The following is a 17,022-nucleotide window of genomic DNA, read 5'->3' on the forward strand; positions in this document are numbered from 1 at the left end:
AGGCCGCGGGTCAGGGGTCGTGGGCGACAGCCGGAGGTGGCGGTCGCCTCAGGTCGGCTCGTCGATGACGGTGACCGTGCCGCCGTACATGCCCATGGCGCACGTGTAGTGCAGCGTTCCCGTCCGGGTGGGCGTGAACGTCAGCGTGTTGACGCCGGGGCGCAGGATCACGGGCTCGAGGCCGAGCTCCGGCGCGGTGATGGAGGCGGCACAGCTCACGGCTGTCGAGTCGATCTCCCAGCGGACCGGGCGGCCGACGTAGACGGTCGCGTCGGCGGGCTCGTAGCCGGCCGCGACCTGCGTGGTGCGCAGCACCTGGACCTCGCCGTCCAGGCTGACGTTGTCGGACAGCGCCGTGGCGGCACCCGCGGCCGGGCCGGCCGACGGGCCGCCGAGCCCGGGCGCGAGGACCGCGAGGGCCCCGCTGAGGTTGAGGGCAGCGAACGCCAGCACGGTGACCCCGGCGAACCGGAAGACCCGGGTGGCCGCGGTCCCGCTGACGGAGGCGGTGAGCCCGCCGACCCCCAGGAGGCCCGGCACGGTGCCGAGGGCGAACAGGCCCATCACCAGACCGGCGCGCACGGGGCTCCCGGTGGACAGGGCGTAGACCTGCACCGCCTGGGTGAACCCGCACGGCAGCAGGAACGTCCCCGCGCCGAGCAGTGCCGCGCGCGCGTCGGAGTACCGGCCGTCCGCCCGCTCGAGGCGCAGTGCGGCCGACAGCCGCGGCGGCAGCGTCAGGCCGCCCGCGGCCGACAGCCGTGGGGACAGCTCGGTGAGGCGCAGACCGGCCGCGGCCATCACCAGGGCGACCACCACCATCGCGCCGGCGAGGGCGGCCCCGTCGAGCGTCACGGCGGAGCCCAGGGCGCCGACGAGGGCGCCGAGCAGGCCGAACCCGACCACCCGCCCGACGTTGAAGGCCACGTGCGGGCGCAGCCGCCGTGCCGTGCTCGCGCCCGGGTGGGCCATGGCGTGGCTCGCCGAGACCGCGAGCACCAGCCCGCCCACGAGGGCCATGCACGTCGACAGCCCGGCTGCCACACCGAGCAGCACGACGACCCCCAGGCTCCCCGTGGCGGTGAGCCCGCCGACGCGGTCGGCCAGGTCCGTCAGCCCGCTCACGCGGAGCGCGAGGGCCAGGACGCCGAGCGCTGCGACGGCGAGGGCGACGTCGCGCCACACCGCACGGTCGTGGGTCAGCCACGCGCGGTCGTCCGCAGCCACCCGGTAGCCCGCGGCCTCGACGGTGCTCACGAGCAGGCGACGGGGGACCGGTCCGTCCGTGTGGATGCGCGCGGTGCCGCGGCGTACCGAGACCGTCGCGCGCGCGACGCCCGGGACCTCGCGCAGCGCGCGGGTGACGCGGACCTCGCACGCCCGGCAGGTCATGCCCTGCACCGGCAGGTCGATCAGGGCCATGGCGTCCTCGGTCCGGGGGGACCGGCCGGCCGCCGCAGGGGACGTCGGCCGGCCGGTGGTCGGGGGCGCCACGCGGCGCACCTGACGACTCTAGGCACGGCTCCGGCCGTGCGACAGGTCCCGGGGCCCGCGCGGCCGGATCTTCAGCGAGTCTTCATGGAGCGCCGGGCGGCGCAGCGGGCAGCACGATCTCGACGGTCGTGCCCCGGCCGGCCCCGGCGCTGGCGGCCGTCACCGTCCCGCCGTGCGCCTCGACCAGCGCGCGGGCGATCGCCAGGCCGATGCCCGAGCCGCCGCCGGCGCGGTCCCGCGCGGTGTCCACCCGGTAGAACCGCTCGAAGACGTGGTCGAGGTGCTCGGCCGGGATCCCCTCGCCGGTGTCGGCGACCCGCAGCACGACGTCGTGCGCGCGCTCGAGCGCCTCGAGGCGCACCTCGCCACCGGGCGGGGTGTGCCGCAGCGCGTTGTCGAGGAGGTTGCCCAGCACCTGGGCCATCCGGTCCGGGTCCACCGCGACCGCGGGGACGTCCGGATCCGCCGACACGCGCAGCGCGACCCGCTGCGCGGCGCACCGGTCCGCCGCCGCGCGGGCCGCAGCCGTCAGGAGCTCGAGCGGGGCCGCCGTGCGGAGCCGCAGCTCGGCATCGTGACCCTGCGCCCGGGTGACCGCCGCGAGGTCGTCGGCGAGCCGCGCGAGGCGGGACCCCTGCGCGCGCAGCACGGTGACGGTCTGCGGAGTCAGGTGCTCGACCCCGTCCTCGAGGCCCTCGAGGTACGCCGTGAGCGTCGCGACGGGGGTACGCAGCTCGTGGGCGACGTCGTCGAGCAGCCGCCGGCGCAGGTCCTCGCTCCGGGCCAGCCGCGCGGCCATGTCGTTGAAGGCCTCGGCGAGGGCGTCGAAGTCGGGCCCGAGCCCTGGGCTCGCGACCCGCTCGGTGAAGCCGCCCCCCGCCACACGCGTCGCCGCGGCCGACAGGGTGCCGAGCGAGCGGCCGATCCTGCGCGTCAGGACGAGGCTGACCCCGAGCGACGCGACGACGGCGACCGTCAGGGCCAGGCCGAGCGCCAGTGCGCTGGCCGAGCGGAAGGCCTCGGCGGCGTGCAGGGTGGCGGCCGGGTCGTCACCCCTGCCGGCCAGCTCCATGTGCTGCCGGAAGATCGCCGGCCCGACGGCGCCCGCGACGAGCCATGCGGTGAGCCCGGCGGTCGCCACGACGGCGGCGATCCCCGCGGTGAGGCGGCCCGTCAGCCCGAGGCCGCGCACGGCGGGGGCCATCAGCCCTGGCCCATGCGGTAGCCGACGCCGCGCACGGTGCGCACGAAGCGCTGGGCCTCGGCGGTGTCGCCGAGCTTGCGCCGCACGTGCAGCACGTGCACGTCGACGAGGTGCTCGTCGCCCACCCAGCCCGGGCCCCAGACCGCCTCGATGAGGTCGCTGCGGCTCAGGGCTGCCCGTGGGCGGGCGGCCAGGGCCGCGAGCACGTCGAACTCGGTGCGGGTGAGGTCCACGGCGACGCCGTCGACGTGGACCTCGCGCCCGGCCAGGTCCAGCCTCAGGGCGCCGAACGCCAGCGGCGCGGCCTCGGCGACCGGCTCGCCCGCGCGCGGGCGGCGCAGCATGACGTGCACGCGGGCGACCAGCTCGCGCGGGCTGAAGGGTTTGGTGAGGTAGTCGTCTGCGCCGACGGCGAGCCCGATGAGGGTGTCGCGCTCGGCTGCTCGCGCCGTGAGCATGACGACGTAGCAGTCCGAGAAGGTCCGCAGGGTGCGGCAGACCTCGACCCCGTCGAGCCCGGGCAGCCCGAGGTCGAGGACGACCACGTCGGGGTCCACCGCGCGGGCCGTGGCGAGCGCCTCGGGGCCGTCGAACGCGAGGTGCACCTCGAAGCCGTCGCGCTCGAGGTAGCCCCCGACGAGCCGGGCCAGGTCGCGCTCGTCGTCCACGACGAGGGCGCGGCGGGTCGGCGGGGTCGGGTTCACCCGGCCATTGTGCGGCCACCGGGCACGCGGGGCCCGTGTGGCCCGCGTGGCACCGTCGGCTCGGGAACGGCGGCAGTCGCCCACGCCATGGCGGCGACGCAGGCCGCCGCGACGTCCTCCCCGACGAGGCCGGGTCCCACCGGGGAGCCGTCGCCCTCGCAGTGCCGCACGGCGGTGAGGAGCTCGCCGAGCGGTCCCGCGCCCTCGACCAGGGCCCGGTGCAGCTCGTCCGAGAGGTGGAGCAGCTCCAGCAGCTCGCCCGTGCCGACTCCCAGGACGATGTCCAGCCTGCTCACCAGGCCGGCGGTGAAGGCGACGTCGGGCCGGACGCCCCGCGCGGGGGCCAGCAGCTCGCACGTGCGGGCGCGGGTCACGGCTGCCGTCAGCTGGGCCTCGCGTCCGGCGCCGGCGTCGGACGCGACGAGCAGCATCACCCAGGCCTGCAGCCGCTGCGTGCCGAGCATGACGAGCGCGTCGCGCACCGACTCCAGCCGTCGTCTGCTGCCGGTCGCGGCCGCGTTGGTGGCTGCGAGCACGCGGTAGGTCAGGGCCGCGTCGCGCTGGACGAGCCGCTCGATGTCGAGCATCGACAGGTCTGGCTCGGCGAGGCGACGGAGCAGCTCGAGACCGGCCAGGCGGTCCGGGTTGAGCGCGGTGGCGGACAGGGTCTCCGGGCGCAGCAGGTGGTAGCCCTGGAAGAGCTCGAAGCCGAGCGCCCGGCACCGTTCCAGGTCCTCCGCGTCCTCCACGCGCTCCGCCACCAGCTCGACGTCGTGGGCGCGCAGGCGCTCGACGGTGTCGGCGAGCTCGCCGTGGGGGACCTGGCTGATGTCCACCTTGACGACGTCCACCTCGCCCAGCAGGCGCAGCCGGTCCTGCTGGGACCAGAGGAAGTCGTCCAGGGCGACCGCGAACCCGGCGGACCTGAGGCGGCGCACGCCGGCGACCACGTCGTCGTCGACGGGCACGGTCTCGAGCAGCTCGAGCACGGCGTTGGTCGGGGCGAACGGCACGGGCAGCTCGCCGACGATGAACGGACGCGTGAGGTTGACGAAGGCCCGCCCGTCGCCGACCAGCGCCTCGAGGCCGAACGCCGTGAAGGTGTTGAGGATGACCGTCGTCGTCGCGGCGTCGCCGGGGTCGCCACCGGCGGCCGTGCTGGCGGCCTGGGACCGGAAGAGCAGCTCGTACGCGCGGACGACGCGGGCGTCGTCGAACAGCGGCTGGCGGCCGACATGCACCCGCGCGACCGAGGGAGCGAGAGGCTTCACGCCCGACCGATCGGCCGGGGCGCCCCGGTTGTGAGCGACAGGGGGCGTCCCTAGCCTGGGTCGACACCCGACAGGACGGAGTGCACCATGCCCACCGAGGAGACGAGCGCCGAGGACGGCGAGCACGTCGAGCTCCACCGTGACGGCAGCGTCCGCGCCAGGGGCACCCTGCGCGGTGGGCTGGCCGAGGGGTACTGGGTGTGGTTCCGGCTCGACGGCACCCTGATGCGCTCGGGGCACTTCGCGGCGGGCGAGACCGTGGGCGAGTGGACCACCTACGACCGCCAGGGCCGGGTCTACAAGGTCACGACGAGGAAGCCGGTCGCCGATACCGGACAATGACCGTGTGACGGCGACCGTGCAGGCCAGGGGTGTGGGGGCGGGCTTCGGTGACCGCACGCTGTTCGCGGGGGTCGACCTCGTCGTCGCGCCCGGCGACGTGGTGGGACTGGTCGGGCCCAACGGCGCAGGCAAGTCGACCTTCCTGCGCATCCTCGGCGGCCTGCGTGCCCCGGACGGCGGCAGCGTGGCCGTCTCGCCCCAGCACGCCCGGCTGGGCTTCCTCGCCCAGGAGATCGAGCGCCGCGACGGCGAGTCCGTGCGGGCCCACCTCGAGCGCCGCACGGGCGTCGCGCCGGCGCAGGACGCGCTCGACGCGGCCTCCGAGGGGCTCGCCGCCGGGGACCCGGGTGGCGACGACACGTTCGGCGACGCCCTGGAGCGCTGGCTCGCCCTGGGGGGCGGAGACCTCGAGTCGCGCCTGGGGGCGGTCGCGGACGACCTCGGGCTGACGGTCGACCTCGACCACCCCATGACGGCGCTGTCCGGCGGGCAGGCGGCCCGGGTGGGCCTTGCCGCGCTGCTGCTCTCGCGCTACGACCTCTACCTGCTCGACGAGCCGACCAACGACCTCGACGCCGCGGGCCTCGACGTGCTCGAGGACTTCGTGGTGCGGTCCGAGGCGCCGATCGTCGTGGTGAGCCACGACCGGGAGTTCCTCAGCCGCACGGTGACCTCCGTGGTCGAGATCGACCGCAGCCTGCAGCGCGTCATCACCTACGGCGGCACCTACGACGCCTACCTCGACGAGCGCTCGATCGAGCGCCGACGGGCCCGCGAGGCCTACGAGGGGTACTCCTCGCGGCTGGACGCGCTCTCGGCCCGCGCGCGGATGCAGCGGGCCTGGATGGACAAGGGTGTGAAGAACGCCCGCCGGAAGTCAGGGGACAACGACAAGATCGGCCGCAAGTTCCGTGCCGACGCCTCGGAGAAGCAGGCGGCGAAGGCCCGGCAGACGGAGCGGCTCATCAGCCGCCTCGAGGTCGTCGAGGAGCCGCGCAAGGAGTGGCAGCTGCAGATGACCATCGCGACCGCGCAGCGGTCCGGGGCCGTGGTGGCCGTCGCGCACGCTGCGACGGTGGAGCGCGGGCCGTTCGTGCTCGGACCGGTGGACCTGCAGCTCGCGTGGCGAGACCGGGTGGCGGTCACCGGGCCCAACGGCGCGGGCAAGTCGACGCTCCTCGCCCTGCTGCTCGGGCGGCTCGCGCCGACCGCCGGGTCGGTGGACCTCGGGTCCGGGGTGCTCGTCGGCGAGGTCGACCAGGCACGGCGCGCCTTCGAGGGCGACGAGCCGATGGTCACGGCCTTCGCGCGGCAGGTGCCCGACTGGCCCACGGCCGACGTGCGCACGCTGCTGGCCAAGTTCGGGCTCGGCGGCCACCACATCGGGCGGACGGCCGCGTCCCTGTCGCCGGGGGAGCGCACCCGCGCCGCGCTCGCCCTGCTCCAGGCGAGGGGCGTCAACCTCCTCGTGCTCGACGAGCCGACCAACCACCTCGACCTGCCGGCGATCGAGCAGCTCGAGGCGGCGCTCGACACGTTCGACGGCACGATCCTGCTCGTGACGCACGACCGCCGGATGCTCGAGACCGTCCGGCTCACGCGTCGCTGGCACGTCGAGGACGGAGCCGTCACGGAGGTCACGCCCGACTGACGGCGGCACGGCGGCGGCCGGGACGTCGGGGCGACGGTCCGGTGGGGTCGGGGCGTCAAGACCGCGACGGGCGGCGTCAGGGAAGCGTCAAGACCGCGGCCTCCCACCCGACAGTCGGGGTTCGCTGGACTCATGTCCGGCTACGTCTCCCTGCCCAAGCGGCTGCTCGTCGGCCGTCCGCTCTCCTCAGAGCAGATGGGCGAGACGCTGCTGCCGAAGTGGCTGGCCCTGCCGGTGTTCTGCTCGGACCCGCTCTCCTCGAACGCCTACGCGACGGAGGAGATCCTCCTCGTGCTCTCCGTCGGCGGCCTCGCGCTGCTGCACCTCACCCCGTGGGTCGCTGCCGCGGTGGTCGTCCTCCTGGTCACCGTCGTCGTGTCGTACCGCCAGACGTGCCATGCGTACCCGAGCGGTGGCGGCGCCTACGCGGTGAGCCGCGCGAACCTGGGCCAGCGAGCCGCCCTGGTCGCCGCGGCCGCGCTGCTCATCGACTACGTGCTGACCGTCGCGGTCTCGATCGCCGCCGGGGTGTCCAACCTCGTCTCGGCGTTCCCCGGGCTCTCCCCGTACGCGGTGGAGATCTCGATCGGGCTCGTCGCGGTGCTGACCCTGGCCAACCTGCGCGGGGTCAAGGAGTCCGGCAGGGCGTTCGCCGTGCCCACCTACGGCTTCGTGGTGGCGGTGTTCAGCATGCTGGCCATCGGCGTCGCGCGCACGCTGACGGGGCACGCGCCGGTCGCCGAGTCGGCGGCGTTCACCATCGACCCCGGGACCGACGCGCTCGTCGGGCTCGCGCTCGCCGCGGTCGTCCTGCGCTCCTTCGCCTCGGGCTGCACCGCGCTGACCGGCGTCGAGGCGGTGAGCAACGGCGTCCCCAGCTTCCGGCGGCCCAAGGCGGGCAACGCGGCCGCCACCCTGGCGATCATGGCGGGCCTCACGGTGACGATGTTCGTGGGGCTGACGTTCCTGGCGCTGGCCTCCGGCGTGCACGTCGCGGAGGACGTGAGCCACCTCGTCGGCGCACCGGAGGGCTACACCCAGCGCACCGTCATCGCACAGGTCGCGGGCGCGGTCTTCGGCCTCAACACCCCGGGCTTCTACGCGGTCCAGGTCTTCACGACCCTCGTCCTCGTGCTGGCGGCGAACACGGCGTACAACGGGTTCCCGATCCTGGCGTCGATCCTCGGCCAGGACGGCTTCCTGCCGCGCCAGCTCTCCCGCCGCGGGGACCGGCTCGTCTTCTCCAACGGGATCATCATCCTGTCGGCTGCGGCCGCCGGGCTGCTCGCGGCGTTCGACGCGAGCCCGACCCGGCTCATCCAGCTCTACATCCTCGGCGTCTTCGTCTCGTTCACGCTGAGCCAGGCGGGGATGGTCCGGCACTGGACCCGTGCCCTGCGCGAGGACCCCGACACCCCGCGGCACGCGCTCCACCGCGCACGCGCGATCAACGGCTTCGGTGCGGTCCTCACCACGGTGGTGCTGGTCATCGTCCTGGTCTCCAAGTTCAGCCACGGCGCCTACCTGGTGGTGCTGGCGATGCCCGTGCTGTACCTGACCATGCGCCTGATCTCCCGGCACTACGCACGGGTGGACGCGGAGGTCACCCCGACGCCAGACGGCGTCCCGCTGCCCAGCCGGGTGCACGCCGTCGTCCTGGTGTCCCGGCTGACCACCCCGGCGCTGCGCGCACTCTCGTACGCCCGCGCCTCGCGACCCTCCACGCTGACCGCCCTGACCATCCGGACGAGTCCCGAGGCCACCCAGCGGCTGGTCGACGAGTGGGAGGCTCGGGGCGTCCCGGTGCCGCTGACGCTGGTCGACTCGCCCTTCCGCGACATCACCCGGCCGGCCGTCGACTACATCGCCGAGTTCCGGCGCCAGGGTCCGCGCGACGTCGTGGCGGTCTACATCCCGGAGTACGTCGTCGAGCACTGGTGGGAGCAGCTGCTGCACAACCAGAGCGCCCTGCGACTCAAGGCGCGGCTGCTCTTCCAGCCGGGCGTCATGGTGATCAGCGTTCCCTGGCGGTTCGGGCACGACGCCCCGCCGACGGCGCCCGCGCGCGCGGCCACGTCTGCCGGCGGCCCCCGCGTCACCGGCCTGCCGCGGCGGACGACCGCGCGTCGCGGCGTCGAGGGCGCGGACGACACCGTGACGACCGTGGGCGTGCGACGCTGAGCCCGTGGAGCTGATGCCAGCCCGTCGATCGGTCGCTCGAGGGCTCCCGCACCCGGCGGCGGGCCTGTCTGCCGGGAGGCGCACGTGGGGCCTGGCCGTGGGGGTCACCGCCGTGCCGCTGCTCACCGTCGCGCTGGTGGCCACGGGCGACACCCTCGCCCTGGGCAGCGTGCTGCTCCTCTACCTGCTCTCGGTGGTCCTCGTCGCGGCGATCGGTGGGCTGCTGCCCGGGGTGCTGGCAGCGGCCGCAGCGGTGCTCACCGCCAACTGGTTCCTCATCCCGCCGTTCCACACGCTGTTCATCGAGAGCCGCGACGCCGTCGTCGAGCTCGTCGTCTTCGCCGTCGTCTCGCTCGTGGTGAGCATCACGGTGGACCTCGCGGCTCGGGACCGGGCACGGGCGGCGCGCGGCCAGGTCGAGATCGAGATCCTCTCCCAGATGGCGGCCCGGCCCGTGTCGGAGCTCGACCTGCCGCGGCTGCTCGAGCAGGTCCGCTCGACGTTCGGGATGTCCTCGGCAGCCCTCGTGCGGACGGGGAGCTCGGGCGAGGCCGGTGTCGTCGCCGGCGTCGGCCCGGCCGTCGAGGGCGAGCCGAGCATCCGCGTGCCGGCGAGCGCAGAGCTCGAGCTCGTCGCGCACGGCCCGCTCCTCTTCGCCGAGGACCGTTCCGTCCTCGAGCGTCTGGCTGCCGCGGCGGCCCGCGCGTGGGAGAGCCAGCACCTCGCCGCCCAGGCGGGCCAGCTCGCGGAGGCCGATCGCGTCCGCTCGGCCCTGCTCGCCGCCGTGGGCCACGACCTGCGCACGCCCCTCGCCGGGCTCAAGGCCGCCGTGAGCAGCCTGCGGCAGGACGACGTCGCGTGGGCGCCGCAGGAGCAGGCGGAGCTGTTGGCGACGATCGAGGACTCGGCAGACCGGCTCGGCGACCTCATCGCGAACATCCTCGACATGACGCGCATCCAGGTGGGGGCGGTCACGGCCCGGCCGAGCCCGGTCGCCGTCGACGAGATCGCCTCGCGGGCACTCCTGGACGTCGCCACCGGGTCCGTGGTCCTCGACGTCCCGGACAGCCTGCCCCTGGTGCTGGCCGATGCCGGTCTGCTCGAGCGCGTGGTGGCCAACCTGCTCGACAACGCGCTGCGGCACAGCCCGCCGGGTCGTCCGGTGGTCCTGAGCGCCGGGCTCGTCGGAGGTCAGGTCGAGCTGCGCGTCGTCGACCGCGGCCCGGGTGTGCCAGCAGAGCTCTGGTCGGCGATGTTCGCGCCGTTCCAGCGTCTCGGGGACCGTACGTCGACCGCCGGAGCGGGGCTCGGGCTGGCGATCGTGCAGGGCTTCTGCTCGGCGATGGGGATCGCCGTGGAGCCCGAGGAGACCCCCGGTGGCGGGTTGACGATGCGCCTGACCCTCCCGGTGGTGCCGCCGGTGACCCGCGCATGACCCGCATCCTCGTCGTCGACGACGACCCGACCCTGCTCCGGGCCCTGGCGATCAACCTCCGGGCGCGGCACATCGACGTCGAGACGGCGGCGGACGGTGCGAGCGCCCTGCGCCGGGCCGCCAGCACCGTGCCCGACCTCGTCATCCTCGACCTCGGGCTGCCGGACATGGACGGTGTCGAGGTGGTCGCGGGCCTGCGCGGCTGGACCGCCGTGCCGATCATCGTGCTGTCGGCGCGCGACACCCAGTCGGCCAAGGTCGATGCGCTCGATGCCGGTGCCGACGACTACGTGACCAAGCCGTTCGGGATGGACGAGCTGCTCGCTCGCGTCCGTGCCGCCCTGCGCCGGGCCGCACCGGACCCCGAGGAGCCCGTGGTCCATGCCGCCGGGTTCACGGTCGACCTCGCGGCCAGACGGGTGCTGCGCGACGGCGCGGCCGTGCGGCTCACCCCGACGGAGTGGCACGTGCTCGAGCTGCTGGTCCGCAACCCGGGCAAGCTCGTCACCCAGGCGCAGCTGCTCCGCGAGGTGTGGGGTCCGGCGTACGAGGACCAGACCAACTACCTGCGGGTCTACCTCGCGCAGCTGCGGCGCAAGCTCGAGCGTGACCCCGCCCGGCCGGTGCACCTCGTCACCGAGCCAGGCATCGGCTACCGCTTCGAGCGGTGACGCCTGCGGGGGATCAGCCCTCCACCGCGCAGCGCCAGATCCCGACCGCCGGTCCGCCGGGCGGGAGGGTCACGTACCCCTCGTCGTCCGCGCGCAGGTCGGGCGTGCCGGCGAGGCCCACGAGGTGCCGCCCTGCGACGTGCCGGGGCAGGCGGACGGGGGAGTGGTCGGCCCGGGCGGCGTGCACCAGGACGGTCTCTTCCGGCGCCTCGCGCAGGAAGGTCAGGGCGTCGTCCTGCACGACGAGCCAGCGCAGGCCGCCGTGGCGCAGGGCCGTGCTCCCGGTCCGCGCCGCCACGAGGGCGCGGGTCGTGGCGAGCCGGGCGTGGTCCCAGGTCTCGGGGGCGTCCCACGGGAACGGCCGCCTGCCGTCCTCACCGTTGACGCCGGCGGTGCCGATCTCGTCGCCGGCCCACAGCATGGGGATGCCCGGCAGGGTGGCCAGCAGCCCGAAGGCGACCGTCACGACGCGCGGGTCGGGGAACATCGTCGCGATCCGCATGGTGTCGTGCGACCCCACGAGCGTCAGGCCGTGCGCGGTCGAACGCCACGGCGCCGCCGCGGCGAACGCGCGCATCGCCGCGACGACGCCCGTGCCGGACACCCGCGGGATCGCGGTGAAGGGACCGGGGTCGAAGGCGACGGGGCCGGGGGCTGTGAGCCACTGCCACACGGGCCGGGTGAACCCGGCGTAGCTCATGACGCCGTGCCAGCCGTCGCCCGCCAGGGAGTCGGATGCGTCGTGCGAGTGCTCCGCGAGCAGCAGCGACTCCGGGTCGGCCTGCATCATCGTGGCGCGCAGGGTGGTGGCGACCTCGTGGTTGAGGTCGACGGCGCCGAGCCGGCCGGTCATGTTGGCGACGTCGATCCGCCACCCGTCCAGCCCGTGCGGGCCGAGCCACCGGGCGACCACCGACCCGGGGCCCTCGTAGAGCCGGCGCCGCAGCTCCGGGCTCCGGTGGTCCAGCTTCGGCAGGGAGGGGTGGTCGAACCAGCAGACGTACTCGTGCGGGTGGTCGGTGAAGACGAAGAAGTCGGCCTCGGGGGCGTCCGCGTCGGCGACGGCGGCGGTGAACCACTCGTGCGCGTCGCCGCAGTGGTTGGTGGTCAGGTCACCGAGCAGCCGCATACCGCGCGCATGGACCGCGTCGGCGAGGCGAGCCAGTGCCTCGTCGCCACCCAGCAGCGGATCGACGTGGTCGAAGCTCGAGGCGTCGTAGCGGTGGTTGGACCGGGCGGGGAAGAACGGCGTGAGGTAGACGACCGTCGCGCCGAGCCCGGCGATGTGGTCGAGATGGGCCGCGACCCCGTCGAGGTCCCCGCCGTACAGCTGGTACGGCGTCACCGGACCCGACCCGACGACGGGATCCCCCCACGCGGCCGGGGTTGCCCAGTCCGGCACCGGGCGGCGGGTGGACCGGGCGAACCGGTCGGGGAAGATCTGGTAGACCACGGCATCGGCCGCCCAGGCCGGTGGGGCGGGGTGCGTGGAGACCCGGAAGTCGTCGGCGTCCGTGACGTCATGGGGGTGCAGACCCGTGCCGTTGAGCCACTGGTAGCCGTCCGGCCCGCCGTCGAGCAGCCAGCGGTAGGCGGTGACCGGGTTGCCGACCCGGACCTCGCCCCGCAGCCACACCTCGTGCTCGTCCTCACGGTGCACCGTCGTGGCGGACAGGGCCTGCTCTCCGTCGACGTAGACGCGCAGCAGGGCGCGGGTCACGCCACTGGCGCGCGGCACCCGCAGCAGCACGGCGACCGTGTCACCCAGCGCGGGTGCCAGGTCGCCGACGTAGGTGCTCGAGCCGTCGTGGTGGGGCTGGTCCCACAGGTCTGTGCGCATGCGGTCCCTCGCGTCGGTGCCGGTCCGCCCATCGAACCATCGGCCGTCTCAGGAGGTCCAGCACGGCGCCCGCCGGGAGCGCGGGCCCGCGCGCGACGGTGCGTCGCGCCGATCCTTTCGGCCTAGCATCGTGCGGTGACCCTGCTCCGTGCGATCCCGACCACCACCGGTGGATCCCGGCGCGCCGCTGGGCCCGTCCACCGCGACGGCGACCGTGCGTAGGGGCATCGTCCGGGCTGGCCTCGCGGCGCTGCTGTTCGGTGCGTCGACCCCGTTCGCCGCGCAGCTCGCGCGCGAGACCAACGCCTTCACGCTGGCCGGGCTGCTCTACCTCGGTGCGGCCCTCGGTGTGCTCCCCGTGGTCGCGCGACGCCGCCCCGACCTGGCGTCGGTGCGGCGGGGCGCCGGGCGCCTGGCGACCGCCGTGGTGCTGGGCGGGGCGGTCGGCCCCGTGCTGCTGGCGCTGGGCCTCCAGCACGCCTCGGCCGCCAACGCCTCGCTGCTGCTCAACCTCGAGCTCGCCTTCACCGTGCTGCTCGCCGCGACCGTGTTCCGCGAGCACATCGGACCACGGGTGGCACTCGGTGCCGTGCTGGTCGCCGTCGCGAGCGTGGTGCTCGCGGGTCCCGGCGCGACGTCGGACCTGCGCCTGGGCGCTGCCCTCATCGCCGGGGCGTGCCTGTGCTGGGCGGTCGACAACAGCGTCACCGCCGCGCTGGACGAGCTCGCCCCGGCGCACATCACCCTGGTCAAGGGGCTCGTGGCGGGCGCGGTCAACACGACGATCGGCCTGAGCCTCGCCTCGCCGCCGTCGTGGGGAGCCGTCGCCGGTGCGCTCCTCGTCGGGGTGCTGGGCTACGGGGTCTCCATCACGTTGTGGGTCGCCGGCGCCAGGGACCTGGGGGCGGCCAGGGCGCAGGTGGTCTTCGCCACGGCGCCCTTCCTCGGCGTGGTCCTCGCCTGGACCGTCTTCGCCGAGCCCGTGGTCCCGGCCACCGCGCTCGCCCTGGTCGTCGCGGCGGCGGGGGTCGCCCTCGTGGCGCGGTCCGAGCACGACCACGAGCACGTCCACGAGCCGATCGTGCACGACCACGAGCACCGTCACGACGACGGTCACCACGACCACGAGCACCTGCCCGGCCAGGCGCCGCCCGGCTTCCGCGGGCGGCACCAGCACCCGCACACGCATGAACGGCTGGAGCACAGCCACCCCCACGTACCGGACCTGCACCACCGCCACGAGCACTGACGGTGCCGCGCGCGGCCGGGCGCCCCGCCCCGGCCGCCCGGCCTCCGCGCCGGCCCATCGCCCTGGCCGTACGGTCACGCCCCGGCGACCGTGAGCCCGATGAGCGCGAGGTTGAGCGTGGTGACCACGGCGACCACCCCGCCCATCGCCCAGCGCGGGCCACGGCGCACCTGGGCGCCGCCCATGACCACCGGGTCGCTGGTCAGCCGCAGCAGCGCGACGAGGGCGAACGGGATGCCGAAGCTGAGCACCACCTGGCTGAGGACGAGTGCCCACGTCGGGTCCACCCCTGCGGCGAGCAGCGCGAGCGCCGGTGCGAGCGTGAGGGCGCGTCGCACGAGCAGGGGCACCTGGCGCCGGAGCAGCCCCTGCATGATCGCGGCGCCGGCGTAGCACCCCACGGACGTCGAGGCCAGGCCCGAGGCGAGCAGGCCGACCGCGAACGCGACCCCGATCCCGGGTCCCAGCGCCTCGACGACGGCCGCGTGGGCGCCCTCGATCGTGTCGGTGCCGGGCACGCCGCGCAGGCTCGTTGCCGCGAGCAGCAGCATGGCGATGTTGACCAGCCCGGCCACGCCCAGCGCCGCGAGCACGTCCCACCGCGTCACACGCAGCAGGTGCGCGCGCTGGTGCCCGGGGTGCGGGCGGCCGTGCCGGTCACGGGCCAGGGCGGAGTGGACGTAGATCGCGTGCGGCATCACGGTGGCGCCCAGCATGCTCGTGGCCAGCAGCACGCTGTCCGTCCCGGCGAAGCGCGGCACGAGCCCCGAGGCGACGTCGGCCGCGGTGGGCGGGTGGACAGCCAGCCCCGAGACGAACCCCACCGTGATGACCGCGAGCAGGCCGATGACGACGGCCTCGAAGGAGCGCTGCCCGGCGCGGTCCTGCACCACGAGCAGCAGCATGGACAGCGCGCCGACGGCCAGCCCACCGATCAGCAGGGGCGTACCGAACAGCAGGTGCAGGGCGATCGCCCCGCCGATCACCTCCGCGAGGTCCGTCGCCGCCGCGACCACCTCGGCCTGGGCCCAGAAGGCGAGCCGGGCGGGGCGGTTGAGCCGGTCGCCGAGGAGCTCCGGCAGGGTGCGCCCGGTGACCAGGCCCAGCCGCGCCGACTGGTACTGCACCAGCACCGCCATGAGGTTGGCCGTGACGAGCACCCACACGAGCAGGAACCCGTACCGGGAGCCGGCCGTGAGGTTGGCCGCGACGTTGCCCGGGTCGACGTACGCGATGGCGGCGACGAAGGCCGGCCCCATGAGCGGGACGAGGCGGGCCCGGCCCGCGGGCGCCGGCGGGCCGTGCGCCGCTCGACGGTGCCCGCTCAGGCCTCGGGGAGCCAGTGCTCCGCCTCGGGCGCGAGCTCCTCGAGGCGCTCCCACAGCTCGGCCGGCACGTCGTGGGCCAGCAGGGCCTGCGTCTGGTCCAGCCGCTCCGGGGAGGACACGCCCACGACCGTGGAGTGGATGCGCGGGTCCCGCGTGGAGAACAGGAGGGCGGCCGCGGCGAGCGGCACGCCGTGCCGGGCGCAGGCCTCCTCCATCCGGGCAGCGACGTCGGCCATGCTCGACCGGCCGCCGCCGTAGGCGTAGAGGGGACGCTCGGCCGGGCCCTTGGCGAGCATGCCGCCGCCGTACGGCGCTGCGTTGACCACACCCATGCCACGCGCGACGGCGGCGTCGATGAGCCCGGCGGCTGACCGGTCGAGCAGCGTGTACCGGTTGTGGGTGAGCAGCACGTCGAACGCGTCGGTCTCGACGTAGCGGCGGATGAGGCTCACCAGCCCGCCGGCCACGCCGATGGCCCCGGCGACGCCCTCCTCGCGCAGGGCGACCATCGTGTCGAACGCCCCGCCGGGAACCATCCCCGCCTCGAAGGACATCGCCTCGGGGTCGTGCAGGTAGAGCAGGTCGAACCGGTCGACCCCCAGCCGCTCGAGGCTCTCGTGCACCGATGCCCGCACCCGGGCGCCGGAGAAGTCGCCCGTCCGGGCGTCCCGGTCCACCTTGGTGGCGAGCACGAACCCCTCGGGCAGCCCGCCGTGCGCGACGATCGCGGCGCCGATGCGTCGCTCGCTGGCGCCGTCGCCGTAGTTGTTCGAGGTGTCGAGGAAGTTGAACGGGCCCGCGAACGTGCGGAGCACGGTCGCGATCGCCGCGTCGTCGGAGACCTCGTGCCCGTAGAGCTGCGGCATGCTGCCCAGCGGCGACCCGCCGACGCACACGGGGGTCACGTCGAGGCCGCTGCGGCCCAGGCGTCGCAGGTGCGGGTACCGCGGTGCGGATGCGGGGGTGGTCATGTGCGCACCCTAGGCGCAGGGGCGCGTCGGCGCCCCGTCAGTCCTCGGCCTCCAGCGCCTCGGTCACCCGGCGGTGGGCCACCCAGATCTCCTCCGGCAGGTCGCCGAACTGCTCGAGGTGCTCCTGCCGGTGCGCCATCTCCTGGCGCCACCGCGGGACGTCGATCGTCAGGAGCCGGTCGAGGTCCTCCTGCGGCAGGTCGAGACCCGTGAGGTCGAGCTCGTCCTCCGTCGGGATGATCCCCACCGGGGTGGCGCGCCCCGAGACCTCGCCCTCCGCGAGCTGCATGAGCCACAGCAGGGCGCGCAGGTTCTCGCGGTAGCCGGGCCAGGCGAAGTGACCGTCCTGGGGGTCGCGCTGGAACCAGTTGACGTGGGCGAAGATCGGCTGCTTCCGCGCCGCACCGATGATCTTGAGCCAGTGCGCGGCGTAGGGGCCCTCGGCGTAGGACAGGAACGGGCGCATCGACATCGGGTCGTACCGCAGGTGGCCCTCGACGCCCTCGGCGGCTGCCGTCGCCTCCGCGCCGAGCGTCAGACCGTCGTAGACGCCCTCGGCGAGGTCGGTGATCGCCCGGATGAGGGGCTCCCGGTCCCGCGTGCGCCCGCCGAAGATGATCGCGTCGATCCGCACGCCCTGCGGACGGTCGAAGTCGTCCGCGACGTTGGGGACGTTGCCCA

Annotated in this window: 14 protein-coding genes; 6 read left to right on the forward strand and 8 right to left on the reverse strand. The window is 74.9% G+C overall.

Features of this window, described 5'->3' with window-relative positions:
* Nucleotides 1-48: 48 nt before the first annotated feature.
* From PKY62_RS03875 to PKY62_RS03890, 4 genes are all read right to left on the reverse strand, one after another.
* On the reverse strand, nt 49-1,422 hold the full coding sequence (locus tag PKY62_RS03875; RefSeq protein WP_324535043.1) for an urease accessory protein UreH domain-containing protein: 1,374 nt from the start codon (nt 1,420-1,422) through the stop codon (nt 49-51).
* Nucleotides 1,423-1,576: 154 nt separating this feature from the next.
* Nucleotides 1,577-2,698: a sensor histidine kinase gene (locus PKY62_RS03880; RefSeq protein WP_324535045.1), complete on the reverse strand. Its 1,122-nt coding sequence runs from the start codon at nt 2,696-2,698 to the stop codon at nt 1,577-1,579.
* Entirely contained in the window at nt 2,698-3,402 is a 705-nt protein-coding gene (locus PKY62_RS03885; protein ID WP_324535047.1) for a response regulator transcription factor, read from the reverse strand. The genes PKY62_RS03880 and PKY62_RS03885 overlap by 1 nt, the downstream gene beginning before the upstream one ends.
* A complete protein-coding gene (locus PKY62_RS03890; RefSeq protein WP_324535049.1) occupies nt 3,399-4,673 on the reverse strand; it encodes an EAL and HDOD domain-containing protein in 1,275 nt (424 codons plus the stop codon). The genes PKY62_RS03885 and PKY62_RS03890 overlap by 4 nt, the downstream gene beginning before the upstream one ends.
* An 87-nt stretch (nt 4,674-4,760) precedes the next feature.
* On the opposite strand from PKY62_RS03890, the gene PKY62_RS03895 reads away from it, so the two are divergent.
* The 5 genes from PKY62_RS03895 to PKY62_RS03915 all read left to right on the forward strand — a co-directional run bounded on the left by PKY62_RS03895 (nt 4,761) and on the right by PKY62_RS03915 (nt 10,953).
* Nucleotides 4,761-5,015, forward strand: a complete 255-nt coding sequence (locus PKY62_RS03895; protein ID WP_324535051.1) for a toxin-antitoxin system YwqK family antitoxin — start codon at nt 4,761-4,763, stop codon at nt 5,013-5,015.
* A 4-nt stretch (nt 5,016-5,019) separates the two neighbouring features.
* Nucleotides 5,020-6,666 (forward strand): ABC-F family ATP-binding cassette domain-containing protein, encoded by a 1,647-nt coding sequence (locus PKY62_RS03900; protein ID WP_324535054.1) that lies wholly within the window; start codon nt 5,020-5,022, stop codon nt 6,664-6,666.
* Between the two features lie 132 nt (nt 6,667-6,798).
* A complete protein-coding gene (locus PKY62_RS03905) occupies nt 6,799-8,847 on the forward strand; it encodes an APC family permease (protein WP_324535056.1) in 2,049 nt (682 codons plus the stop codon).
* Between the two features lie 97 nt (nt 8,848-8,944).
* A complete protein-coding gene (locus tag PKY62_RS03910) occupies nt 8,945-10,282 on the forward strand; it encodes a sensor histidine kinase (protein ID WP_324535058.1) in 1,338 nt (445 codons plus the stop codon).
* Nucleotides 10,279-10,953, forward strand: coding sequence for a response regulator (locus tag PKY62_RS03915; RefSeq protein WP_324535060.1), 675 nt, complete (start codon nt 10,279-10,281; stop codon nt 10,951-10,953). Before PKY62_RS03910 ends, PKY62_RS03915 begins: the two co-directional genes overlap by 4 nt.
* Before the next feature lie 13 nt (nt 10,954-10,966).
* Here PKY62_RS03915 and PKY62_RS03920 read toward each other — a convergent pair whose 3' ends face one another.
* The gene (locus PKY62_RS03920; RefSeq protein ID WP_324535062.1) at nt 10,967-12,793 is read right to left on the reverse strand and encodes a glycoside hydrolase family 13 protein; all 1,827 of its coding nucleotides are present in this window, start codon (nt 12,791-12,793) and stop codon (nt 10,967-10,969) included.
* A 169-nt stretch (nt 12,794-12,962) separates the two neighbouring features.
* On the opposite strand from PKY62_RS03920, the gene PKY62_RS03925 reads away from it, so the two are divergent.
* Nucleotides 12,963-14,042, forward strand: a complete 1,080-nt coding sequence (locus tag PKY62_RS03925; RefSeq protein WP_324535064.1) for a DMT family transporter — start codon at nt 12,963-12,965, stop codon at nt 14,040-14,042.
* A 74-nt stretch (nt 14,043-14,116) separates the two neighbouring features.
* Here PKY62_RS03925 and PKY62_RS03930 read toward each other — a convergent pair whose 3' ends face one another.
* From PKY62_RS03930 to PKY62_RS03940, 3 genes are all read right to left on the reverse strand, one after another.
* A complete protein-coding gene (locus tag PKY62_RS03930; protein ID WP_324535066.1) occupies nt 14,117-15,301 on the reverse strand; it encodes an Nramp family divalent metal transporter in 1,185 nt (394 codons plus the stop codon).
* 65 nt (nt 15,302-15,366) lie between these two features.
* Nucleotides 15,367-16,341, reverse strand: a complete 975-nt coding sequence (locus PKY62_RS03935; protein ID WP_324535068.1) for an aldo/keto reductase — start codon at nt 16,339-16,341, stop codon at nt 15,367-15,369.
* Nucleotides 16,342-16,378: 37 nt separating this feature from the next.
* Nucleotides 16,379-17,022 (reverse strand): phosphoenolpyruvate carboxykinase domain-containing protein (locus tag PKY62_RS03940; protein ID WP_324535070.1); only part of this gene is annotated, 644 nt, incomplete at its 5' end.

The organism is Actinotalea sp., from assembly GCF_035443605.1.
Lineage (GTDB): Bacteria > Actinomycetota > Actinomycetes > Actinomycetales > Cellulomonadaceae > Actinotalea.